Annotated in this window: 21 protein-coding genes, 1 tRNA gene and 1 pseudogene; 19 read left to right on the top strand and 4 right to left on the bottom strand. The window is 71.1% G+C overall.

The annotated features are described in order from the left end of the window. Positions 1-28 precede the first annotated feature (28 nt). Entirely contained in the window at positions 29-781 is a 753-nt protein-coding gene (locus AB0D32_RS15130; protein ID WP_357089772.1) for an NADH-quinone oxidoreductase subunit C, read from the top strand. Beyond that, complete coding sequence (locus AB0D32_RS15125) at positions 781-1,743, top strand: complex I subunit 1 family protein (protein ID WP_357089769.1); 963 nt, start codon at positions 781-783, stop codon at positions 1,741-1,743. The genes AB0D32_RS15130 and AB0D32_RS15125 overlap by 1 nt, the downstream gene beginning before the upstream one ends. Positions 1,744-1,924: 181 nt before the next feature. Here the strand turns inward: AB0D32_RS15125 and AB0D32_RS15120 are convergent, their stop codons facing one another. After that, positions 1,925-2,944: a glutathione S-transferase C-terminal domain-containing protein gene (locus AB0D32_RS15120; RefSeq protein ID WP_357090015.1), complete on the bottom strand. Its 1,020-nt coding sequence runs from the start codon at positions 2,942-2,944 to the stop codon at positions 1,925-1,927. Positions 2,945-3,293: 349 nt separating this feature from the next. On the opposite strand from AB0D32_RS15120, the gene AB0D32_RS15115 reads away from it, so the two are divergent. The 9 genes from AB0D32_RS15115 (at position 3,294) to AB0D32_RS15075 (ending at position 13,203) form a co-directional block, all read left to right on the top strand. Further along, on the top strand, positions 3,294-3,728 hold the full coding sequence (locus AB0D32_RS15115; protein WP_357089767.1) for an ester cyclase: 435 nt from the start codon (positions 3,294-3,296) through the stop codon (positions 3,726-3,728). 145 nt (positions 3,729-3,873) lie between these two features. Then, entirely contained in the window at positions 3,874-4,500 is a 627-nt protein-coding gene (locus AB0D32_RS15110) for an NADH-quinone oxidoreductase subunit I (RefSeq protein WP_357089765.1), read from the top strand. Beyond that, positions 4,497-5,093 carry an NADH-quinone oxidoreductase subunit J gene (locus tag AB0D32_RS15105; RefSeq protein WP_357089763.1) on the top strand — a complete coding sequence of 199 codons (597 nt, stop codon included), beginning with the start codon at positions 4,497-4,499 and terminating at the stop codon, positions 5,091-5,093. Before AB0D32_RS15110 ends, AB0D32_RS15105 begins: the two co-directional genes overlap by 4 nt. Then, positions 5,090-5,530 (top strand): NADH-quinone oxidoreductase subunit NuoK, encoded by a 441-nt coding sequence (nuoK, locus tag AB0D32_RS15100; protein WP_357089760.1) that lies wholly within the window; start codon positions 5,090-5,092, stop codon positions 5,528-5,530. Before AB0D32_RS15105 ends, nuoK begins: the two co-directional genes overlap by 4 nt. Next, on the top strand, positions 5,527-7,461 hold the full coding sequence (locus AB0D32_RS15095; protein WP_357089757.1) for an NADH-quinone oxidoreductase subunit L: 1,935 nt from the start codon (positions 5,527-5,529) through the stop codon (positions 7,459-7,461). The genes nuoK and AB0D32_RS15095 overlap by 4 nt, the downstream gene beginning before the upstream one ends. A 173-nt stretch (positions 7,462-7,634) precedes the next feature. After that, positions 7,635-9,140: an NADH-quinone oxidoreductase subunit M gene (locus AB0D32_RS15090; RefSeq protein ID WP_357089755.1), complete on the top strand. Its 1,506-nt coding sequence runs from the start codon at positions 7,635-7,637 to the stop codon at positions 9,138-9,140. Positions 9,141-9,240: 100 nt separating this feature from the next. Then, a complete protein-coding gene (locus tag AB0D32_RS15085) occupies positions 9,241-10,755 on the top strand; it encodes an NADH-quinone oxidoreductase subunit N (protein WP_357089752.1) in 1,515 nt (504 codons plus the stop codon). 169 nt (positions 10,756-10,924) lie between these two features. Then, the gene (gene htpX / locus AB0D32_RS15080; RefSeq protein WP_357089750.1) at positions 10,925-11,800 is read left to right on the top strand and encodes a zinc metalloprotease HtpX; all 876 of its coding nucleotides are present in this window, start codon (positions 10,925-10,927) and stop codon (positions 11,798-11,800) included. Positions 11,801-11,943: 143 nt separating this feature from the next. Next, complete coding sequence (locus tag AB0D32_RS15075) at positions 11,944-13,203, top strand: MFS transporter (RefSeq protein ID WP_357089748.1); 1,260 nt, start codon at positions 11,944-11,946, stop codon at positions 13,201-13,203. 249 nt (positions 13,204-13,452) lie between these two features. Here the strand turns inward: AB0D32_RS15075 and AB0D32_RS15070 are convergent, their stop codons facing one another. Then, positions 13,453-13,947, bottom strand: a complete 495-nt coding sequence (locus AB0D32_RS15070) for a YajQ family cyclic di-GMP-binding protein (protein ID WP_357089746.1) — start codon at positions 13,945-13,947, stop codon at positions 13,453-13,455. A 149-nt stretch (positions 13,948-14,096) separates the two neighbouring features. Here AB0D32_RS15070 and AB0D32_RS15065 point away from each other — a divergent pair. From AB0D32_RS15065 to AB0D32_RS15040, 6 genes are all read left to right on the top strand, one after another. Beyond that, positions 14,097-14,180: transfer RNA gene (locus tag AB0D32_RS15065), tRNA-Tyr, on the top strand. Between the two features lie 349 nt (positions 14,181-14,529). Next, positions 14,530-15,564 (top strand): tyrosine-type recombinase/integrase, encoded by a 1,035-nt coding sequence (locus AB0D32_RS15060; RefSeq protein ID WP_357089743.1) that lies wholly within the window; start codon positions 14,530-14,532, stop codon positions 15,562-15,564. 163 nt (positions 15,565-15,727) lie between these two features. Beyond that, complete coding sequence (locus AB0D32_RS15055; RefSeq protein WP_357089740.1) at positions 15,728-16,243, top strand: sigma-70 family RNA polymerase sigma factor; 516 nt, start codon at positions 15,728-15,730, stop codon at positions 16,241-16,243. Then, on the top strand, positions 16,240-16,812 hold the full coding sequence (locus AB0D32_RS15050) for a hypothetical protein (protein WP_357089738.1): 573 nt from the start codon (positions 16,240-16,242) through the stop codon (positions 16,810-16,812). The genes AB0D32_RS15055 and AB0D32_RS15050 overlap by 4 nt, the downstream gene beginning before the upstream one ends. Positions 16,813-16,827: 15 nt before the next feature. After that, entirely contained in the window at positions 16,828-17,031 is a 204-nt protein-coding gene (locus tag AB0D32_RS15045) for a hypothetical protein (protein WP_357089735.1), read from the top strand. 14 nt (positions 17,032-17,045) lie between these two features. After that, positions 17,046-17,555 (top strand): S1 RNA-binding domain-containing protein, encoded by a 510-nt coding sequence (locus AB0D32_RS15040; RefSeq protein ID WP_357089733.1) that lies wholly within the window; start codon positions 17,046-17,048, stop codon positions 17,553-17,555. Between the two features lie 341 nt (positions 17,556-17,896). On the opposite strand, the gene AB0D32_RS15035 is transcribed toward AB0D32_RS15040, so the two are convergent. Further along, the gene (locus tag AB0D32_RS15035) at positions 17,897-18,814 is read right to left on the bottom strand and encodes a hypothetical protein (RefSeq protein ID WP_357089730.1); all 918 of its coding nucleotides are present in this window, start codon (positions 18,812-18,814) and stop codon (positions 17,897-17,899) included. Beyond that, a complete protein-coding gene (locus AB0D32_RS15030; protein ID WP_357089727.1) occupies positions 18,811-19,167 on the bottom strand; it encodes a PadR family transcriptional regulator in 357 nt (118 codons plus the stop codon). Before AB0D32_RS15030 ends, AB0D32_RS15035 begins: the two co-directional genes overlap by 4 nt. Before the next feature lie 1,248 nt (positions 19,168-20,415). On the opposite strand from AB0D32_RS15030, the gene AB0D32_RS15025 reads away from it, so the two are divergent. Together AB0D32_RS15025 and AB0D32_RS15020 are read left to right on the top strand one after the other, a co-directional pair. Beyond that, positions 20,416-20,790 carry a hypothetical protein gene (locus AB0D32_RS15025; RefSeq protein ID WP_357089725.1) on the top strand — a complete coding sequence of 125 codons (375 nt, stop codon included), beginning with the start codon at positions 20,416-20,418 and terminating at the stop codon, positions 20,788-20,790. Positions 20,791-20,939: 149 nt separating this feature from the next. Beyond that, positions 20,940-21,134 (top strand): annotated as a pseudogene (locus AB0D32_RS15020) (N-acetyltransferase); the annotation flags it as partial. Between the last annotated feature and the right edge of the window lie 184 nt (positions 21,135-21,318).

Here is a 21,318-nt window from a genome sequence, read left to right as displayed (position 1 = left end):
CCGCGGGGCAGGCCCTAGGATCAGCGGCATGACTCCGGAAGAGGTCGGCCAGCGGATGGTCGCGCTGCTCGCGCCCGCCGAGGTGACCCCGTCGGTCTCCGGCGGCCAGGCGCACGCCCGCGCCACCGTCGACGTACCGCCGGCGAACTGGCCGGACGCGCTCCGCGCCGCCCGCGACGACACCGAGCTGGCCTGCGACTACTTCGACTGGCTCTCCGCCGTCGACGAGCTCGCCGATGGCTTCGACGTCGTGGCGCACCTCTGGTCCACCACCCGCCGCCACGGGCTCCTGCTGCGCACCCGGGTGCCCCGGGAGGCTCCGGCGGTCGCCTCGGTGGTCGACGTCTACCCGGGCGCCGCGTGGCACGAGCGGGAGACGCACGAGATGTTCGGCATCGACTTTCCCGGCCACGGCGGGCTGGCGCCGCTGCTGCTGCCGCCCGAGTTCGAGGGGCACCCGCTGCGCAAGGAGTTCGTGCTCGCCTCCCGGGTGGCCAAGCCCTGGCCGGGCGCCAAGGAACCGGGCGAGTCCGAGGCCGGGGGCGGGCGTCGGCCGATCCGACCGCCGGGCGTGCCCGCGCCCGGGGAGTGGGGGACCACGCCGACGCCGGCCGGCGCGGGCGGGGTCGGCGAGGGGCCGCGCGGCGGCACCCCGGCCCGTCCGGCCCGGGAGCGGCCCGCCCGGCCGGCCCCGGGGGCCCGGCCACCCCGTACCGCCCCGCCGTCACCACCGGGACCGGCCGCGACGGAGCGCTCCGGCGACGACGGAGGTACGCCCTGATGCCACTGTGGCTGGAACTGGTCATCCGGGTGGGTGGAGTGCTGCTCGCCTTCCTCGTCCTGCCGCTGCTGGTCGGGCAGGCCGAGCACAAGGTCATGGCGCACATGCAGGGCCGGCTCGGCCCGATGTACGCGGGCGGCTTCCACGGCTGGGCACAGCTGGTCGCCGACGGCGTGAAGTTCGTGCAGAAGGAGGACGTCACGCCCCGGGAGGCGGACCGGACGGTGTTCCGGCTCGCCCCGGCGGTCGCCCTCGTGCCCTATCTGCTGGTCCTGCTGGTGATCCCGCTCGGTCCGGACGACCTGGTCGGGCAGCCGCTCGACATCGGCCTGTTCTTCGTGCTGGCCGTGGTGGGCGTGGGCGTGCTGGCGGTGCTGATGTCGGCGTGGGCGTCGGCCAACAAGTACAGCCTCCTCGGCGGCCTGCGCGGAGCGGCCCAACTGCTCGGCTACGAGCTGCCGTTCGTGCTGGCCGCCGCGTCGGTGGCGATGGCTGCCGGCACGCTCAGCCTTTCCGGCATCGTCGAGGCGTGGCAGCCCTGGTGGCTGCTCTGGCAGGCCCCCGCCATGGTCGTCTTCTTCCTCGCCGGGCTCGCCGAGATCCGCCGCCCACCGTTCGACATGCCGGTCGCCGACTCGGAACTGGTCTTCGGCTACATGACGGAGTACACGGGCCTGCGGTTCGCGTTCTTCCTGCTCGCCGAGTACGTCGGCATCGTGGTGATCGCCGCACTCACCACCGTGCTCTTCCTCGGCGGCTGGCAGGGCCCGTTCGCCGACGCGCAACTGGGCTGGCTGTGGACCCTGCTGAAGGTCTTCGCCGTCTCGTTCCTGATCATCTGGATCCGGGTGTCCTACCCCCGACTGCGCGAGGACCAACTCCAGCGCCTCTGCTGGCTGGTCCTGGTCCCCGTCTCCCTCGCCCAACTCGTCCTGACAACCGCCGTCCGCCTATCCCTCTAACCCCACCCCCACCCCCCGCCCGCCCCCCGCCCGCCCCCCGCCCCCCGCCCCCGCCCCCTGATCCTCGTCGATCTTGCACTTTGTGCCTCGACGTATCGGACAAAGCTCGCAACTCTCGGGCACAAAGTGCAAGATCGCGGACGTGCGGGGAGCGGCGGGGTCGCCGCGGGGAGGGGTGGGGTCAGGGGAGTGGGGTGTGGGCGGGGTCGACGCGCTCGGCGGGCGGGGGTGGCGGGGGCGGGGTGCCGTCGCCGAAGGGGCGGCCGCCGAGGGATTCCCGGCCGTGCGGGGTGAGCCAGTTCGCCAGGTCGGGGCCGAGCGGCACCACCCCGGTCGGGTTGATGTCGCGGTGCACCTCGTAGTAGTGCCGCTTGATGTGGTCGAAGTCGACGGTGTCGCCGAAGCCCGGCGTCTGGAACAGGTCCCGGGCGTACGCCCAGAGCACCGGCATCTCGGTCAGCTTGCTGCGGTTGCACTTGAAGTGGCCGTGGTAGACCGGGTCGAAGCGGACCAGCGTGGTGAACAGCCGTACGTCCGCCTCGGTGATGGTGTCGCCGACCAGGTAGCGCTGCCCGGCCAGCCGCTCGCTCAGCCAGTCCAGCCGGTCGAACAGCCGGTGGTACGCCTTTTCGTACGCCGCCTGGTCGCCGGCGAAGCCGCATCGGTAGACGCCGTTGTTGACGTCCCGGAACAGCACCTCGCTCACCTCGTCGATCTCGTCGCGCAGCCGCTCCGGGTAGAGGTCGGGCGCGCCCTCGCGGTGGTACGCCGTCCACTCGGTGGACAGGTCGAGGCTCATCCGCCCGAAGTCGTTCGTGACCACCTGCCCGGTCGGCACGTCCACGATCGCCGGCACGGTGATGCCCCGCTCGTAGCCGGGGAACCGGGCGAAGTACGCCTCGGCCAGCCGCTCGATGCCGAGTACCGGGTCGCGCCCGCCCGGGTCGAGGTCGAACGTCCAGCTCCGCTTGTCGTGGGTTGGGCCGGCCACCGCCATCGAGATCGCGTCCTCCAGCCCGAGCAGCCGCCGGACGATGATCAGTCGGTTGGCCCAGGGGCAGGCGCGGCTGACCGCCAACCGGTACCGGCCGGGCTCCACCGGCCAGCCGTCCCGGGCGTCGGCGGTGATCCGGGTGGCGATGTAGCGCTGGTCCCGGGTGAACTCGCCGCCCGGTTCGACGTACTTGCCGCCGGTGCGCATCAGCACCTCGTCGCCGCTGGTCGCCGTGCCGCCGGTTGTGCCGCCACCCGCCGCGCCAGTCGTGCCGCCCTCGGTCGTGCCGCCCATGCCAGCCCCTCCACCGTCGCTCGTCGCTCGTCCCATCATGGCGGCTCCGCCACCGTTGGGCGCGCCGAGTCTCCACCTCGGCCACCGTTCGGCGCCCGGGTGCAGACCTCTGCCGCCGACGGACGCGCCACCGCGCCCCGGGCCTTGCTCGCCTCGCCCCCCGTCCGGGTCGCGCTCCCCGCTCATCCGGCCCGGACGACCACTGCGGCCCGAAAGCCCTCGGACCCGGTCGCCGAGGCCGGACGGCGGTTAGGCTGCCGCGATGATCGATGTGGAGGTGGCGGCCCGGCGCTTCATCGCCGACGTGTGGAACGCCCGGCGGGAGGAGTCCGCGTACGAACTGGTCGGGCCGGAGTGCCCGGGGCTGGGCGGCGAGGGCCCGGAGGCGACGCTGGCGTGGCATCGGGAACGCCGCGCCGCCTTCCCCGACCTGCGCTACAAGATCGTGGACGTGGTGGCCGCCGGGGACCGGGTGGCGGTGCACTGGCGGGCCGCCGGCACCCATGCCGGGCCGTTCGGGCCGGTGCCGCCGACCGGGCAGGTGGTGGCCTACTCGGGGGCGAGCTTCCTGCGCTTCGACGACACGGGCCGGATCGTCGACGTGTGGAGCTGCAACGAGCTGTTCCAGCTTCTCCAGCAGCTCGGTGTCGAGATGCTCCCGCCCGCGCCCGGCGGAGTCGGCGGATCCGGGACGTGATCCGGCTGGGCGGCACGTCCACCGGGAACAGCACCGGCCTGACCGTTGTCCTCAGGGAAGTGTCCCTCCAGCGCCACGCCGAGTCGCATGGGATGCCCTGGCAGACCCCGGGTGGTGGTCGCGCGCGCTGCGGCCACAGGGCAGGATGGTCGGCATGACCGACCGCAGCGACCGCAGCGAGCCGGGCGGCACCGGCGCAGACCGTGGCCTGCCGGGCGCGGGCCTGGTCAAAGGGCTCGCGGTCACGTTGAAGACGATGACCCGCCGCTCGACCACCCAGCAGTACCCGGACGTCGCCCCCGAGCTGCCGCCCCGCTCGCGCGGGGTGATCGCGCTGCTGGAGGAGAACTGCACGGTCTGCATGCTGTGCGCCCGGGAGTGTCCGGACTGGTGCATCTACATCGACTCGCACAAGGAGGAAGTGGCGGTGCCCGGCGCCGCCCGCCCCCGCCAGCGCAACGTGCTCGACAAGTTCGACATCGACTTCTCGCTCTGCATGTACTGCGGCATCTGCGTGGAGGTCTGCCCCTTCGACGCGCTCTACTGGTCGCCCGAGTTCGAGTACGCCGAGTACGACATCAAGGATCTGCTGCACGACAAGGACCACCTCGGGCAGTGGATGGGCACCGTACCGCCGCCGCCCGCGCACGACCCGCACGGCGAGCCGGCGAAGGAGGAGACCGCCGCCGCGCGCAAGGCCGCGGTTCCGGCCGCGCCCGCCGCCCGTCCCGCCGCCCCGCCCGTACGCCCCGAGCCCGAGGCCGGCGCATGACCGCTGCGGATGCGCTGCTGCTCGCCCTCGGCGCGGTGGCGGTCGGCTCGGGGGTGCTGGTGGTGGCGACGCGGCACCTGGTCCGGGCCGGCCTCTACCTGGTGGTCTGCCTCGGCGCGCTGGCCGGGATGTACCTGGTGCTCACCGCCGAGCTGGTGGCCTGGGTGCAGGTGCTGATCTACGTCGGCGCGGTGGTGGTGCTGCTGCTGTTCGCGGTGATGCTCACCCGCGCCCCGATCGGTGCCTCCGACGACCTGGACCGGCCCGGCTGGGCGGCGGCGCTGATCGGTGGCGGCACCGGGTTCGGGCTGGCTGCCCTGCTGGTCGACGCGTACCGCTGGACGGCCGTGGAGCTGCCCGACGCGGGCACCGCGGAACGCCTCGGCGACCAGATCTTCCGCAGCTGGGTGCTGCCCTTCGAGGTGCTCTCGGTGCTGCTGCTCTCCGCCCTGGTCGGCGCCATCGTGCTCTCCCGACCCGACATCGGCCGGCCGAAGGCCCAGGGGCCAGCCGCCGACCAGTCCCACACCGGCCGGTCCGGCCCCGGGATCGCCGGGGGCGACCCGGGCGACGAGGGCGGGCGGTCGCGGTGAGGCCCGTCATCCCGTACGTCACCGCCGCGCTGCTGTTCGGCCTCGGCGTCTACGGCGTGCTGCGCCGGCGTAACGCGGTGCTGGTGCTGATGGCCGTCGAGTTGATGCTCAACGCGGTCAACCTGATCCTGGTCACCGCCGACACCACCGTGCGCGCGCAACTGCCGCACGGCGGGCAGGTCTTCGCGCTCTTCGTGATCGTGCTGGCCGCCGCCGAGATCGGGGTCGGCCTGGCGATCGTGCTCCAGCTCTACCGGCTGCGGGCCAGCGTCGCCGTCGACGAGGTCCCGCTGACTGAGCGTCCGTCGCCCGAGCGCCCCGCCGAGCCGGCCGTGGCCGTAGCCGTTGCCGGTGGCGACGCCCGGCCCGGGCCCACCGCCAGGCCCGGTGGCGACGTCCGGCCCGGGTCCGCCGAGCGTCCGGAGGGGGAGCGGTGAGCACGACCACGCTGCTCGGCACGCTGCTGCCGGCCGTACCGCTGGTGGCGGGCCTGCTCGGCCTGCTGCTGCCGCCCGCACCGGGGAGTGTCGGGACGGGCGGGGACCGGGCCCGGCGGGTGGCGATCACGCTCGGCGTGGCCGGTGCCGCCGGTGCGCTGGCGCTCGCCGTAGCCCTGCTGGTCACCCTCGACAGGCCCGCCGAGGCGTCCACGACCTGGGTGGACCTGGGCGGGTTGACGGTGAGCCTCGGGGTGCGGCTGGACTCCGCCGCCGCGCTGGTCGCCGTCGCGGTGGCCGCGGTGGCCCTGGCCGTGCAGGTCTACTCGATCGGGTACCTGCGCCGGGGGCCGCACGACGACGTCGACACCGATCACCGCTACCCGCCGTACGCGGCGCAGATCAGCCTCTTCACCGCCGCCATGCTGCTGGTGGTGGTCGCCGGCGACCTGATCCTGCTGCTGGTCGGCTGGGAGGTGATGGGCATCTGCTCCTATCTGCTCATCGCCCACGACCGCCGGCTGCCGGAGGCGCCGGCCGCCGCGATGAAGGCGTTCCTGGTGACCCGGGTCGGCGATGTCGGCTTCCTGCTCGGCATCGCGCTGCTCGGCGTCTCGGCCGGCAGCTTCCGGATCGCCGACGTGCTCGCCCACGACCATGCCACCGGGACGCTGACCGCCGCCTGCCTGCTGCTGCTCGCCGGGGTGGCCGGCAAGAGCGCCCAGTTCCCGCTGCACACCTGGCTGCCGGACGCGATGGCCGGCCCGACGCCGATCTCGGCGCTGATCCACGCCGCCACGATGGTCGCCGCCGGCGTGTACGCGGTGACCCGGCTCTACCCGCTGTTCGAGGTGACCCCGGTGGCGCTGGCGGTGCTCGGCGTGATGGCCTCGGTCACCCTGCTGCTCGGCGCGTTCGCCGCCACCGCCCAGGACGACCTCAAGCGCGTGCTGGCCTGGTCGACGGTCTCCCAGATCGGTTACATGACCGGCGCTCTCGCGGTCGGCTCGCCGCCGGCCGCGCTGTTCCACCTGCTCACCCACGCCGCCTTCAAGGCGTTGCTCTTCCTCGCGGCCGGTGCGGTGATCCACGCGGTCGGCACCACGCTGATGTCGCGGATGGGTGGGCTGCGCCGCACCATGCCGGTCACCTTCTGGTGCACGGTCGTCGGGCTGGGAGCCCTCGCGGGGGTGCCACCGCTGTCGGGCTTCTGGAGCAAGGACGGCGTGCTCACCGTCGCCGGGGACGCCGCCCTGCACGGCACCGGTCCGGCCCCGGCCTGGGTCGGCTGGCTGGTCTGGCTGGCCGGGTTGGTCGGCGTCGCGGTCACCGCCTGGTACGCCACCCGCCTGCTGCTGCGCACCTTCTTCGGTGAGCCGCGGATGCCGCTGGCCCACCCGCACGACCCGCCGGCCGTGCTGCGCTGGCCGGTACTGCTGCTCGCCGTGCCGGCGGCCCTGCTCGGTCTCGCCGGCTTCAACTGGGCCTTCGCCCGCCGGCTGCTGCTCACGCCCACCTCGGGCGAGCCGGGCGAGCACCTCCTGATCCACGTCGGCCCGGAACTGCTGCTGCCACTGGTGCTGCTGACGGTCGGGGCGGGGCTGGCCTGGCTGCGCTGGCGGCGGGACCCGGCCGCCGACCCGGCGACCGCGCTGGGTCCGCTGCGGCCGGTCTTCGCCGCCGCGTTCCGGCTCGACGACGTCCAGCGCGCCCTGGTCGTACGCCCCACGAGGGCGTTGGCCCGGGCGGCGCGTACCGCCGACGAGGTGGTGGTGGACGGCGCGGTCGAGGGCAGCGGCCGGGCCGCGCTCGGCCTCGGTGGCGGCCTGGCGTCGTTGCACCGTGCGGCACTGCCGCGCGCGGCGGTCGGCGTGCTGGCCGGGGCACTGCTGATCGGCCTGGCGGCCGTGCTGATCGGAGGGGCGCCGTGAGCGCGAGGAGTGAGCCGGGTTTGCGAGCCCCGCAGTCGCGAACCGAGGTGGCGTCGTGAGCGCGAGGAGTGAGCCGGCTTTGCGAGCCCCGCAGTCGCGAACCGAGGTGGCGTCGTGAGCGCGAGGAGTGAGCCGGGTTTGCGAGCCCCGCAGTCGCGAACCGAGGTGGCGTCGTGAGGTTCGGGGAGGTGCTGCTGGTCGCCGTGCTGGCGCTGCCGGCGCTCGGTGCGCTGGCGGTGGCGGCGACGCCCCGGGACCGGGCGGCCCGGGCGGTCGGCACGGTCGTCGCCGGGCTGACCCTGGTGGCCGCCGCGCTGCTGTTCCTCGGCGACCGGTCCTGGACAACCTATGCGGCCGGCACACCCGCGGTACGCCCGTGGCACCGGCTCGACCTGCCCTGGGTGCCCGGCCTCGACCTGCGCTTCCACCTCGGGGTGGACGGCATCTCCTGGCCGCTGGTCGTGCTGACGGCCCTGCTCACCCTCCTCTGCTGCGCCTACACGCTGTGGCGGGTGCCCGACGGCGGCAGCGGGCGGGCGCTGGTGGCCCTGCTGCTGGTCGTCGAGGTCGGCATCCTCGGCACCTTCCTCGCCCTCGACCTCGTGCTCTTCTTCGTCTTCTTCGAGGTCGTCCTGCTCCCGATGTACGCGATCATCGCCGGCTGGGGCGGCGCGGACCGGCGGCGGGCGGCGGCGAAGTTCGCCCTCTACACGCTGCTCGGCTCGGTACTGCTGCTGGTCGGCGTCTTCGTGGTGGTGGCCGCCGCCGGAACGGCCGACGTGGTGGCGCTCACCGGCGGGACGGGACTGTCCCGGGGCACCCAGCTCGCCGCGTTCACGCTGCTAGCGCTGGCCTTCGCCGTGAAGAGCCCGCTCTGGCCGCTGCACTCCTGGCTGCCCGACGCGCACACCCAGGCGCCCACCGTCGGCAGCGTGGTCCTCGCCGGGGTGCTGCTCAAGATGGGCACGTACGGGCTGATCCGGATCGCGGTCGGGGTGGCCCCGGAGGGTGCCCGCTGGGCCGCCCCGGTGCTCGGTGTGCTGGCCGTGGCGGCGATCCTGGTCGGGTCGCTGGTTTGCCTGGCGCAACGCGAGCTGAAGCGGCTGATCGCGTACTCCAGCGTCGGGCACATGGGCTTCGTGCTGCTCGGGGTCGCCACGCTCACCGCCACCGGCATCCAGGCGGCCCTGATCGGCAACGTCGCACACGGGGTGATCACCGGCCTGCTCTTCTTCCTCGCCGGCGCGATCAAGGACCGTACGCACACCGGGTCGCTGGACGAGCTGTCCGGGCTGCGGGAGACCGCGCCCCGCCTCGCCGGGCTGCTCGGCTTCGCTGCCGTCGCCTCGCTCGGCCTGCCCGGGCTGGCCGGCTTCTGGGGCGAGGCGTTCGCCGTGGTGGCCGCCGTGGAGGCCGGCGGGGCGCTCTGGACCACCCTGGGCGTGCTGGCCGCGGTCGGCGGGGCGCTCACCGCGGCGTACCTCCTGCGGCTGCTGCGCAGGGTGACGCACGGCCGGCCCAGCCCGGCGGTCGGGCGGCTGGCCCCCGGCCTGGCCGGCGTGGAACTGGTCGCGTGGGCGCCGCTGGTGCTGCTCGCCCTCGCGGTCGGGCTGGCCCCGACCCTGGTGCTCGGCGTCGCCGAGGCACCCGTCGACGCCCTGGTGGAGGTGCTGCGGTGAGCGAGCGGGGCGAGCGAATCATCGGTGAGCGGGGCGAGCGAGTCGTCGGGCTCAGCGCCATGCTGTCTCATGGCGGCACGCAGCGGAGCGGAGTGCCGACATGAGCGTGGTGCAGAGCGTCGACAACGTGGCGCTGCTCCCGGCGTACCTGGCCGCCGGCACGGCCGTGCTGGTGCTGCTGGCCGACCTGCTGGTGGCCCGCGCCCGGGTCACGCTGGCAACGGCCGCCGTCGGCGCGACGGCCACCGCGCTCGGCGCGGCTCTGGTCGGTGCCGGGGACGAGCGGCGGACGTTCTGCGTCGGCCCCGACTGCTCGTACGTCTTCGGCGGCCGGGCCGCCCTGGTCGCCGCAGTCGTCGCGCTGCTCACTCTCGGCGTGCTCGCGTTGTCCGGCCCGCTGCTGCGGGCGGGGCAGTCGCCGACGGGGGAGTACTGCTTCCTGCTCGCCTGCTCGATGACCGGCGGCGTGGTGCTCGGCGCGGCCGGCGACCTGATCACGCTGATCGTGGCGCTGGAGACGCTCACCCTGCCGCTCTACGTCCTCGTCGGGCTGCGCCGGGGCAGCCTGGCCAGCGCCGAGGCGGCCGTCACCTTCTTCGTGGTGAGCGTGGTCGCCACCACGCTGACGCTGCTCGGGGCGGCGCTGCTCTACGCGGCCACCGGCGGGCTGCACCTGGGCCGGATCGGCGCGATCCTCGCCGACCGGCCGGACCTGCTGGACCTGCCGCTCACCACCGCCGCCGTGGCGCTGGTGGTGCTGGGGCTGGCGTTCAAGGTGGCGGCGGTGCCGTTCCACGCCTGGGCGCCGGCCACGTACGACGGCGCACCGCTGCCGGTGGCGGCCTATCTGTCGACCGTCTCGAAGCTGGGCGGCGTGGTGGCCCTGCTCGCCGTCGTGCAGCACGCGCTGCCGGCCGACGTGACCGGTCCGGTGCTCGCCCTGCTCGCGGTGCTGACGATGACCGTCGGCAACCTGGTGGCGCTGCGCCAGCGGCGTACGGTGCGGCTGCTCGCCTGGTCCTCGGTGGCGCAGGCCGGCTACATTCTCGCCCCGCTCGGCGCGCTGGCGCTGGCCGCCGGACGCACCGACGACGCCCGCACCGCCGCGTACGCGGCCGCCGTCGCGTACGCCGTCTTCTTCGTGGTCCTGGAACTGGCGGCCTTCGCGGCCCTGGTGGCGTTGCGCCCGGCGGGCGCGGACGGCGGCACGGTCGACGACCTGCGCGGGGCCGCCCGGCGACACCCGTGGCGGGCGGCGGCGCTCGGGCTGGCGCTGGTCGGGCTCGCCGGGCTGCCGCCGGGCCTGGCCGGCCTCTTCGCCAAGGTGACCGTGGTCCGTTCGCTGCTGGACGGCGGCGCGGGCTGGCTCGCCGTGGTGGTGGCCGTGAACGCGGTGATCGGTCTCGCCTACTACCTGCGCCTCACCGCCGCCCTCTGGGCCGCTCCGGCCGGCCTGCCGGGCACGGACGCCGCGCCGGGCGTCGGGTCCGTCGGCGCCCCGGCCGTGGTCCCCGTGCGGGCCCGGACGGTCGGCGTGGTGCTCGCCGTGGCGACGGCGGCGGCGCTGGTGATCGGCTTCGCCCCGCAGTTCGTGCTCGACGTCGCCGCCCGCTGAGGCGGCGGTTTCGGTCAGGCGGTCTTCCCGGCTCCCGCGGCGGTAATCCCGACGGGCACTTCGGACATCCCAGGCAACTCACAGCCATGAGATGGATGGTTGACGGGTACCGGGTTGTTGAACCGGTCAGCGGATCCCGCGTGATCCGTGCTGCACCGAAGGAGTGATCGTGCACCACAACCGTCTGAAGACCGCCGCGCTGCTCGGCCTGCTCACCTCGCTGATCCTGGCGGTGGGCTACTGGTTCGGCGGCAGTGGCGGCCTGGTCATCGCCGTCGTCCTGTCGCTGGTGATGAACGGCGTCACCTACTTCTACTCCGACAAGCTCGCACTGCGCTCGATGCGGGCGCAACCGGTCAGCGAGGCACAGTTCCCCGAGCTGTACCGGATGGTCCGCGAACTGGCCAACGAGGCCGGGCAGCCGATGCCCCGCCTCTACGTGAGCCCGACGTCGCAGCCCAACGCGTTCGCCACCGGGCGGAACCCGCAGAACGCGGCCGTCTGCGTCACCCAGGGGATCACCGAGATCCTCGACTACCGCGAGCTGCGCGGCGTGATCGGGCACGAGCTGTCGCACGTCTACAACCGGGACATCCTCATCTCCAGCGTGGCAGCCGGTCTGGCCGGCATCATCACCATGCTGGCGAACATCGCCTGGTTCATCCCGCTGGGCGGGGGCGACGACGAGGACTCGCCGAACCCGGCCGTGCTGCTGCTCACCATCATCCTGGGCCCGATCGCGGCCACCATCATCCAGCTGGCGATCAGCCGCAGCCGGGAGTTCCAGGCGGACGCCTCCGGCGCCCAGCTCACCCGGGACCCGCTGGCCCTGGCCAGTGCCCTACGGAAGATCCACATGGGTACCCAGCGTCGGCCGCTGCCGGCCCAGGGGCAGCTCACCAGCACCGCCCACCTCATGATCGACAACCCGTTCCGGGGCGGCGGCGTGGCCACGCTCTTCGCCACCCACCCCAAGATGGAGGAGCGGGTCGCCCGACTGGAACGGATGGCCGCGAACAGCGGTCCCGTACAGTTCCAGCGCTGAGGCGCTGATCACCCTTCCCGCCCGTGTCCGGCCCGCCGGGCACGGGCGGAACGCCGTGTGAGCACGTTAACCGTTCCACTCGCTCCCCGGACGGCGTTAGGGTCGAAAGGTTCCCCACCCGTTACATCCCCTGGAGGTCGAACGTGGCCGCACTGCGCCAGTATCTGGGCGTCTGGCGGATCCCCGGAGCACCGATGCTGCTGATCACCGGCATCATCGGCCGGCTCGGGATCGGCATGACGCCGCTGGCGCTGCTGCTGGTCGTCGAGCAGGTCACCGGCCGCTACTCGCTGGCGGCCGTGGCCGGGGGCATCTACGCCCTCTCCGGCGCCGCGCTCAGCCCCGTGGCCGGCCGGATCGCCGACCGGATCGGCCCCACCCCGGTGCTCGTCGGCACCGCCATCGCCCACCCGTTCGCCCTGCTCGGCCTGCTCTGGTCCGCCCGCTCCGACGCCGGCAGCCTGACCCTGGTCTTCGTCGCCTCCGGAGTCGCGGGGGCCACCTACCCACCGCTCACCGCCGCCATCCGGGGCGCCTGGAACGACCTCACCTCACCCGCGTCCGGCCGGTGGCACCTGCGCAACACCGCGCTCGCCGCCGAGACCACCCTCTTCGAGATCGTCTTCGTGCTCGGCCCGCTGCTGGTCGCCGGCTTCATCCTGTTCGCCGACGCCGGGGCCGCCCTGGTCGGAGCGGCCGTGGTGACCCTGGTCGGCACCATCGCGGTCGCCTTCGGCCGGGTGATGCGCGGCCGGCAGCCACACCCGCGCGAGCACCACACCAAGGGGCTCGGGCCGCTGCGCGTCCACGGCTTCCCGGCACTGCTGCTCTGCGTGGCCAGCATCGGCGTCGCCTTCGGCGCGGCCGGCGTGACCGTACCGGCATTCGCGACCGCCTACACGTCCGACGACCCCGACAGCCTCGCCGGCGTGCTGCTGGCCGTCTGGGGCGTCGGCAGCGCCGTGGGCGGGTTCTGGTTCGGTGTCCGCAAGCCGGCCCGGAACATGACCCGGCAGTTCGCGCTGCTGCTCGGCACGGTGGCCGCCAGCTTTGCCGTCTTCGCGGTGATGCCCACCCCGCTGGCGCTGGGCACCGCCCTGGTGATCGGCGGCGCCACGATCGCGCCCGCGCTCACCCTGGAGAACACCCTGGTCGGCCGGATCGCCCCGACCAGCATGCTGAACGAGGCGTACACCTGGGTGGTGACCATGTCGGTGGGGGCCAGCGCCGCCGGCGGCGCGGTGGCCGGCCTGATCGTCGACCACGGCGGCGGGGTGCCCTGGGCGTTCCTCTTTGCCGGGGCCGCGGTCGCCGTCGGGGCCGGGGTCGCCGCCCTGCCCGCCGGGCCCATCGCCCGCGCGGAGGCCACGGCGGTACGCGCCGAGGAACTGCTGCCTGCGTGACGTCCCGAACGGGGCCGAGTGCGATGTTCCGCACGTCCTCGAATTCGCCACCGTGATGGGCGAGAGTCCTCGCCGAGGCGACGTTGCCGACCTCGCAGGTGACCGGCGCGCCCGTCAGAGACGAGCGGCCGGGTGGACCCTGCCGAGCGCGGGGCCGGGGCCGTTGCCAGGCCGTCGAGCGTTCAACGGGACAGGAGAACGACGACTGCTGGCAACGACCCCGACGGCACCAACTGGAGTGATCTCGTCTTACCGGTAGTTGGTGAACTGGAGGGCGATGCCGAAGTCCTCGCCCTTCAGCAGCGCGATGACGGCCTGGAGGTCGTCCCTCTTCTTTCCGGTGACCCGGAGCTGGTCGCCCTGGATCTGGGCCTGGACGCCCTTCGGGCCCTCGTCGCGGATCTTCTTGCCGATCGCCTTGGCCTTGTCCGAGTCGATGCCCTGGATCACCTTGCAGTCGATCTTGAAGATCTTGCCCGACGGACGCGGGTCGCCGGCGTCCAGCGACTTCAGTGAGATGTTCCGCTTGACCACCTTCTCCTTGAAGACATCCAGCGCCGCCCGCACCCGCTCCTCGGTCTCCGCCTGGAGGCTGATCGCCTCCTCGCCCGACCAGGAGATCTCGGCGCCGGTGCCCCGGAAGTCGAACCGCGTCGCGAGCTCCTTCTCCGCCTGACGGAGAGCGTTGTCGATCTCCTGGCGGTCCACCTTGCTCACGATGTCGAACGACGGGTTCGCTGCCATGCTCATGCTCCTGCTGTCCGGCGGTCTCTGTGGTCCTTCGTCCCCCGCTGACCAGCGGTACGACCCCCTGACGGTACCCGCTTGCGCTGATGCCGGGGTGAGCCGCTATCCTTGCTTCCGCTGCCGCGTTACGACGCGGTGGGTGCCCTGGCGGGTTGCCCGAGCGGCCAATGGGAGCGGACTGTAAATCCGTCGCGAAAGCTACAGAGGTTCGAATCCTCTACCCGCCACCAGGAGCACCAACGGCCCCTGACCAGCAGAAATGCTGATCGGGGGCCGTTGTCGTTTGTCTGACAGAGTCCGGCTGCGTCCAACCGTTGACGACTGGTTGTGGGCAGATGGTGGGCGGGTCGATCTTGCCTCTGAGCGCTTCTCTGGGGCTGCGCCTGGTGGTGTTGGCGGCGGCTTGCCGGGCTGCCGTGGGCCGTGCGCGTAGGGACCGGCTGAGGGCTCCGCGCTGTGATGTGGCCGGCTGCGGGGAGATAGGCCAGGGGCAAGCCAGTCCTGGGGTTGGACTGGCGCGGCAGCCGGAAGCCCCGACCCTCGGCCGGGCCGACCCGCCGGCTTCCGTACCGCCTGGCCGTGATCGTGCCGCTGCCTGGCTCCAGCGGTTCGGGGGGCGGCAGTCCGGCAGTAGTCGGTGGCCTCCGCCCCGGCGCCGAAGGCGGCCGGGGGCGGCTTGCCGCCGGCCGGCTCACCGTCCCCGCGCCGCGCGCAGCGCGGCGCCTTGGCGGCAAGCCCGCGGCTGCCTCCACCGTCCAGCGCAAGCGGGCCACCTTCTACAACGCGCTCGGGTACGCCGTCGAGCTGGAGCTGATCGCCTCCAATCCGGTCGACCGGGTGCAGTGGACCGCCCCCGAGGTCGCGCAATCCATCGACCGCCGGGTGGTGGCAAACCCGGCCCAGGTCGCCACGCTGCTGGAGGCGGTGAAATCTCTCGGCAAACGGGCCGACAAGGTGACGGCGTTCTTCGGCTGCCTCTACTACGCGGGCATGCGGCCCTCGGAAGCGGCAGACCTACGGCGGGAGGACTGCGACCTTCCCGGGCACTGCCTCGGCTGCGGGACCGACTTCGACGACCTGGCGGCGGTGAAGCCTTCGGCGTCCGGCGATCACGAGAAGATCGAATACCGCTGGGGTCGCCTGGTGCTCGCGGGCACATCGCCGCGTGCCGGGTCGCACTGGACGGATGACGGCGGGTCGCATGAGCGGCGCGGCCTCAAGCACCGGGCACGACAGGAAACCCGGACGGTGCCCATCCCGCCCCGGCTCGTCGAGCTGCTGTGCGCGCACGTCGAGAATCACGGCGTCGGCCCAGATGGTCGGTTCTTCCGTGGCCTGCACGGCGGACCGCTCTCCGAGCCGGTCTACGACCGGTGGTGGAAGCTCGCCCGGGAGAAGGCGCTGACCGAATCGCAAGTCGCCTCACCTCTCGTACGCCGTCCCTACGACCTGCGCCACGCGGCGGCCTCGCTCTGGCTGAATGCCGGCGTCCCGCCGACCGAGGTTGCCCGGCGCTTGGGCCACGGCGTTGCCGTCCTGCTCCGGGTCTACGCCAACTGCATCGACGGCGGAGACGACACCATGAACGACAAGATCGGCGACGCCCTCGGATGAGCGTCTTCGGCTCGTCTCAAGGTGGAGGGGGCGGAGCCAGAAACCTTCCGGATGGCCGTAAGGAACCGAGGTTGCAGCGACAAGTATGGGCGTGAGACCACCACCTGGAGGATCGGTGCCGGACGCGCGGAGGACGACCGCAGACCGCCAGCGCCTAACTGACTTGTTCCGTCGACACGGCGACGCGGTCTTCGCGTACGCCAATGATCGACTGGGCGGCGAGGATGCGCAGGACCTCGTGAGCGAGGTGTTCACCGTGGCGTGGCGGCGCTTGGCAACCATCAAGGAGGGCCAGGAACGGCCCTGGTTGTTCGGGGTCGCGCGACGCCTGGTGTTGCAGCATCGGCGCGGGCGCGCAGTTCACGCGGCGTTGCAGGCGCGTCTGCACTCTCAGGCTCACGACGAGACCGAGTACGGTCCGTCCGCCTCCCACCGAATGGACGTGATGGCGGCATTGGCGGAATTGCCAGAGATCGACCGCGAGGTGTTGCTACTGCGGTACTGGTACGACTTCAACGGCAGAGAATCGGCGAAGGTGCTGGGGTGTACGGCGGCGACATTTGCCGTGCGTTTACACCGGGCTCGTCGCCGATTCGAGGACGTATACGGACGGCGGCGGGAAGGGCCAAAACTATCTCGGCTCGGCAGTCTGACCGCATACGCGAGGGGGCTGGAGTGAAGCACTACGACACAAAGACCGAAGACCTGATTATTCGCGTCCGGCCCACCGCCGAGGTCACGTTCACAACAAGCCCTCAGGGAGAGGCGATGCTCGCGCGCGTCCTAGACTTGCCGCAGCAGCGCGAGAAGAGGTCCCCGAGGCGCTTGGGGATCGTTGGAGCGGTTGCCGCCGGGCTTTTGGTGGCTGGCGGTGCGACTGCCGCTATCGGTGGCTATCGTGCGCCGACTGCGCCACCTGAGGCATTGCCTGCAAACGGTGAGGCCTTTGTGTGCGCCACAAGCGGTATGCATCGGATGGGGGAAACGGTGGCGAGAGTTGGGGAAACTCCGGCTGATGCCTGTCGGAGGTCGTGGAGCCGGATCTTTAGCGCCAAGGCGCCGGCCCATCTGTATGCCTGTGTACAGCGTATTGAGGAGATTTCTTCTTCGGGAAGTGGCGCCTCTCCTTCCCGCTCTTCTGAGGCAAGGTGGGGGAAGCTTGTGTACGTCATCGACGGCGGGCAGTTCAAGAACGCGCCCGAGACGTGCGGATCGGTCAAGATGTTCGTAGCGCCGGCAAGCGACTGAACGGACGTGCCAGGGATGGCAGGTCACCTCACCCCTCTTACGCCGTCCCTACGCCTGCGGCACGCGGCGGCCTTGCTCTGGCTGAATGCTGGCGTCCCGCCGACGGAGGTCGCCCGGCGCCTGGGCCACGGCGTCGCCGTCCTGCTCCGCGTATACGCGAACTGCATCGACGGTGGAGACGACACCATGAACGACAAGATCGGCGACGCACTGGGGTGATAAGGGTTGGACTTATGGGGCAGAGGGACGACGACAGCGCGCAACTGAGCTTGGGAACGCTTGAGCGTGGCCAGGTCGCCGCGGGCGTGGTGGTCGATATCAAGGACTTCGGGGTGTTCGTAGAGCTTGGCGGTGTCACTGGCATGGTGAACTGCGCGGAGCTGTCCTGGAAGCACATCGATCACCCGACCGACGTCGTGGGCGTGGGGGATCGGCTCACCGTGATGGTGCTGGACGTCGACTTCGAGCGCGAGCGGGTGTCGCTGTCGCTGAAGGCGTTGCAGCCTGACCCGATGGCTGAGTTCGCCCGGACACGTCTCGGCGCTGTCCTGCGTGGTGAGGTGACCCGGATCGTGCCGTTCGGTGTCTTCGTTGCCGTGGGAGAAAGCATTCAAGGGCTGGTCCACAAGTCCGCGCTCGACCACACCCCTGAACTCGGCGACCAGTTGTCAGTGAAGGTCGTCGACATCAACCTTGTTCACCGCCGGATCCGACTCCTGCCGAGCAGGCGCGAACCGTCATGAAGCATCGGGTTCCGGGCCTGGGGCGTCTGCCGTGGGCGTGGGCAGATGGTGGGCGGCCGAGCGTCAGCGGGCGGGCAGCAATAGAGAAGCGGCAGCTCAAGGGGTCTTCCTCACGCAAGATCGCGGACGCCCTGTAAATCCGTCGCGAAAGCTACAGAGGTTCGAATCCTCTGCCCGCCACCAGGAGCACCAACGGCCCCTGACCAGCAGGAATGCTGATCAGGGGCCGCTGTCGTTGTTCGCCGTGATCACCGGGCTGCCTGCACGATCTGGACGAGCAGTCCTGCGGCCGGCTCGGCTTCCGGCTATCCACGAAGTGGGTGGCGGGGGCGCTTCCGTGTCTACATGCGGGCTTGGCGGCGGCCTGCGATTGTTCCGGCTGCAAGCGTGATCACCATGACCGCCGTGAGGATGGAGATCGTGGTGATGGAGATTTCTGGTTCCCACCCTGCTTGTTCGAAAAAGAGCTGGTAGGTCGCTTGCGCCAAGGCTGGCGCCAGGAGAAGCACCGAGGCGACGATGGGCATCCGTGCATCGATGGGCGCGGTGATGACGGCCAGTGCGGCGAACGCGTACAGGGACATCAGGGGTGCGTCCGACCAGCCGTTGATCGGGCTCGGCGTCAAAACGACGACTGCCAGTGCCCCGAGGACGGGCCAGGCCCAAGGTCTGGTCACGGGCGTTCGGGGTGCGCGGAGCAGTAGCAGCAAGGCCAGCGAAGCCAGCAGCGCTGGCCAAAACTTGGGAACAATCGCGCCCTGGAGGCTAAAAACCGACCAGAGCGATTGGGTAAACCAATTTGCCGACCAGAGTTGCGCGGCCACGGTCAATATAGTCGCAGCTAATGCCAGCCGGTAGCTACCCCACGCCGTAGCGAAAAGCGCGATGGTCAGCAGCGCCGGAATGACGATGAACATGAACCACCATGCGTCGGGTTTGTATGGGCCATCCGACAGCATCGTCACCAAGAATGAGACCGGACCCCCGGCCCAGAGCGTCATGCCGTACACGAGCAGGGACAGCGCGGACAGTCGCAGCGCGGAGTATCCCAGCGCCGATCGCGAGCCGAGACGGTCAACACCGGTGCGGGCGCGTAGCCCTCCGACCACGAGCGCCGCCGCTTCTCGAAGGTTCGGCCGCTGCCGCTCGTCGTCAGCCGTGGTGAGCAGGGTTTCGAGCATCTCGTCGGCGCGATACTGCTGGTAGGCGCGGGGGTAGGCCCGCAGTAGCCACCGGTAGCGGCGCTCCAGCTCAGTCATGCCGGCACCACCCAACCCGCCGAAGGCGTCGAGCGGACGGAATGGTCACGAACGACGCTCGCCGCCGCAGCCATCCGCTCTGCTTCCGCACGCAGTGCGGACATACCTCGCTGGGTCAGCTCGTAGGTGCGGCGGGCCCGGCCGTTGACCACCGCTTCCTCGGCCACCCGCACCATCTCTTCACGGGTGAGCCGGTCCAGAGCGGCGTAGAGGGTGCCCGTCGTGAGGCGCACCCGCCCGTCGGACAACTCCTGCGCCCGCTTGACGATCGCGTAGCCGTGCAAGGGTTCGTCCTGCAACGCGGCCAAGATGAAGTAGGTGGGTTCGCGCATCGACGCGAAGGAGCCAGTCATGCTGTCAACATAAGCAGATGATCGACGTATGGGTCAAGGCTCGATGAGCGCGACGGCGGCTACGCGGAGTGGTTGGCGTTTGTCGCTCGAAGCCGGGCGCGAACCCTGTGGACGCTCCGGGGTGGCGGCTGCTGTCGGCAGTTCGTGTCGCGGCCATATCGCCCGATGCTGGTCGGAACGGTGTTTGGTCTGGTCAACGTAGCGGCGTTGGCGCTCTGTCAATCCGCTGCGAAAGCTACAGAGGTTCGAATCGGGCCGGCAGCGGGACGCTTGGGGGCAAGCAGTCTCGTTCTTGGACTGGTGCGGCAGTCCCCGTCGGAAGCCCAGAGCTCGCCGGCTTCGGAGTGTGATCACTCCCGGGCTTGGACGTCGGCCGACCGGCAGGATGGCCGGGTGGAGCGAGACACCCTGATCGTCCTACTTGACGTTGAGGACGGCGACGCCTACGAGTCATGTCGCGACGCTCTGCGACGGCTCCCGCGTCGTTGCCTGCCTCGCAGTCCATCAGGCCGGGGGAGACGCTTCACGCCCGTAGCTCGGCGGGTCGACTGTCCCACCTCGGCGCGGAGGCGGCAGCCGCCGGGCGGTCCACCGCCCGCGCGCCGCGCTCTTGATCCAGAACAGAGGAAATCGACAGTAACGCTCTGCTCGCCCTGCCACCTTGTCCAGAATACGTCGGCGGCGTGCGGTCGCGCTGAGGGCCAAGTGGGCAGGTCGCGAACCTCGGCTGGTTGGTCGAGGGCTGATCACGGCCGTGGAGGTAGCTCCATTTCGCTGTTGCACGGCGAGCGGGCCGCGCCGGAGCGTCCGACCCCGAGGGGTGGGAAGTCGATCAACCTTGCCGTCAGCCGTGGTGAGTGGCAGAGATACTCGTCGCCTTCATGGCTCGGCCGGCAGTCGCCGTACGACCTGGGCGGTCAACTCGGCACAGACGACCGGCTGCAACGCAACCACAAATGTCTGCTGTTGCTCGTTCACCCCCGGCGATTACCGTGCGCGTCGCGATCTCGACATTGCGCAGCCGCCGGATCACGTGTTTGACTGCCGGCATGACTCTCGTTCGCGTCGATGTCACGGACGAATGCCTGTCTCGGCTCTTACGTAGTAACCCCATAATTAAGTGACCTGGTGAAAAACATCACCCTGGCTTTGCTCCGAACCGAGCAAGCCGAAGCGGACCAAATGGTCTGGCGTCCGGTGGCTGGGATGGCCCATGCCTCGCAGGTCGCCCTCGAAGAGAGGTAAATCATGAAGCAAGGTCGACATTCCCTGAAGTGGAAGGTCCTGACTGTCCCGCTAGCGACGTTGCTTCTGGCTGCGAGTGCGGTGGCGTTGAGTCCGGCCGCGCAAGCCAGCACCGGCGACGATATCGCGTACAACGGTGCCGACTACGGCGGCGTCACGCACAAGTACGAGACCATTTACGCCTGCGACCGGGAAGCGGACGGCAATGGCGTGTACACCGAGTTCTACATGTCAGGGTCGAGCCAGACTTTCGAGATCTCCGATGGGAACGGGAGCGCGGACCCGAGTTGCGGCAGGGTCTCATCCGGCTTCGGCGAGGTGACGAAGTTCCGCGTCTGCGAGCGAGGCAAGTGGTGCACACGCTGGTACACGCACTAAATGCAATCCGGCGAGGTAGTTCTCGGGGGCTTGGTGTAGCGACTGGCCGGGCCCCGTCACTCCTTGATCCTACCGAGACAGCGTTCGATAGGTTGCGCTTCTTGTAGAGATCACCGCCGTGACCTCCGTGATCTCAATTCCGAACAGGCTCTTGGATCGCCTCCACCGAGCAGGCCGGCGTCTGGACCATCCAATCCGGCGTGTTTCCAGAGAACACCGCCAGCCTCGCCCTACACACCGCCTGCGGCTTCCGCACCCTCGGCACCCGCGAACGCGTCGGCCGTCACCACGGCATCTGGCGCGATGCCACCCTCATCGAACGCCGCAGCCCCACCATTACCTGACAGCTACCTGCCGGTGCGCGAGAAGCCCATTCGAGCTGCTGTGCGCTCACGTCGAGAATCACGGCGTCGACCCGGACGGCCCGTCTTTCCGTAGTCCGCACCCCGGGCGGCTCTTCGAGTCGGTCTATGGCCGGTGGAAGCTCGCCCGGGGGCGGGCGCTCACCGAACCGCAGGTGGCCGCACC

This window comes from Micromonospora sp. NPDC048170, from assembly GCF_040652795.1.
In the GTDB taxonomy this organism is placed as follows: domain Bacteria; phylum Actinomycetota; class Actinomycetes; order Mycobacteriales; family Micromonosporaceae; genus Micromonospora.
The sequence above is the reverse complement of the archived record's forward strand: the minus strand, read 5'-3'. Positions and strand labels throughout refer to the sequence as shown.

Coding starts and splice junctions, on each gene's coding strand:
- AB0D32_RS15030 (WP_357089727.1), bottom strand. CDS start 19,167: ATGACTGGCTCCTTCGCGTCGATGCGCGAACCCACCTACTTCATCTTG.
- AB0D32_RS15045 (WP_357089735.1), top strand. CDS start 16,828: ATGGCAGGTCACCTCACCCCTCTTACGCCGTCCCTACGCCTGCGGCAC.
- AB0D32_RS15115 (WP_357089767.1), top strand. CDS start 3,294: ATGATCGATGTGGAGGTGGCGGCCCGGCGCTTCATCGCCGACGTGTGG.
- AB0D32_RS15025 (WP_357089725.1), top strand. CDS start 20,416: ATGAAGCAAGGTCGACATTCCCTGAAGTGGAAGGTCCTGACTGTCCCG.
- AB0D32_RS15085 (WP_357089752.1), top strand. CDS start 9,241: ATGAGCGTGGTGCAGAGCGTCGACAACGTGGCGCTGCTCCCGGCGTAC.
- AB0D32_RS15110 (WP_357089765.1), top strand. CDS start 3,874: ATGGTCGGCATGACCGACCGCAGCGACCGCAGCGAGCCGGGCGGCACC.
- AB0D32_RS15130 (WP_357089772.1), top strand. CDS start 29: ATGACTCCGGAAGAGGTCGGCCAGCGGATGGTCGCGCTGCTCGCGCCC.
- AB0D32_RS15125 (WP_357089769.1), top strand. CDS start 781: ATGCCACTGTGGCTGGAACTGGTCATCCGGGTGGGTGGAGTGCTGCTC.
- AB0D32_RS15035 (WP_357089730.1), bottom strand. CDS start 18,814: ATGACTGAGCTGGAGCGCCGCTACCGGTGGCTACTGCGGGCCTACCCC.
- AB0D32_RS15070 (WP_357089746.1), bottom strand. CDS start 13,947: ATGGCAGCGAACCCGTCGTTCGACATCGTGAGCAAGGTGGACCGCCAG.
- AB0D32_RS15105 (WP_357089763.1), top strand. CDS start 4,497: ATGACCGCTGCGGATGCGCTGCTGCTCGCCCTCGGCGCGGTGGCGGTC.
- AB0D32_RS15120 (WP_357090015.1), bottom strand. CDS start 2,944: ATGCGCACCGGCGGCAAGTACGTCGAACCGGGCGGCGAGTTCACCCGG.
- AB0D32_RS15040 (WP_357089733.1), top strand. CDS start 17,046: ATGGGGCAGAGGGACGACGACAGCGCGCAACTGAGCTTGGGAACGCTT.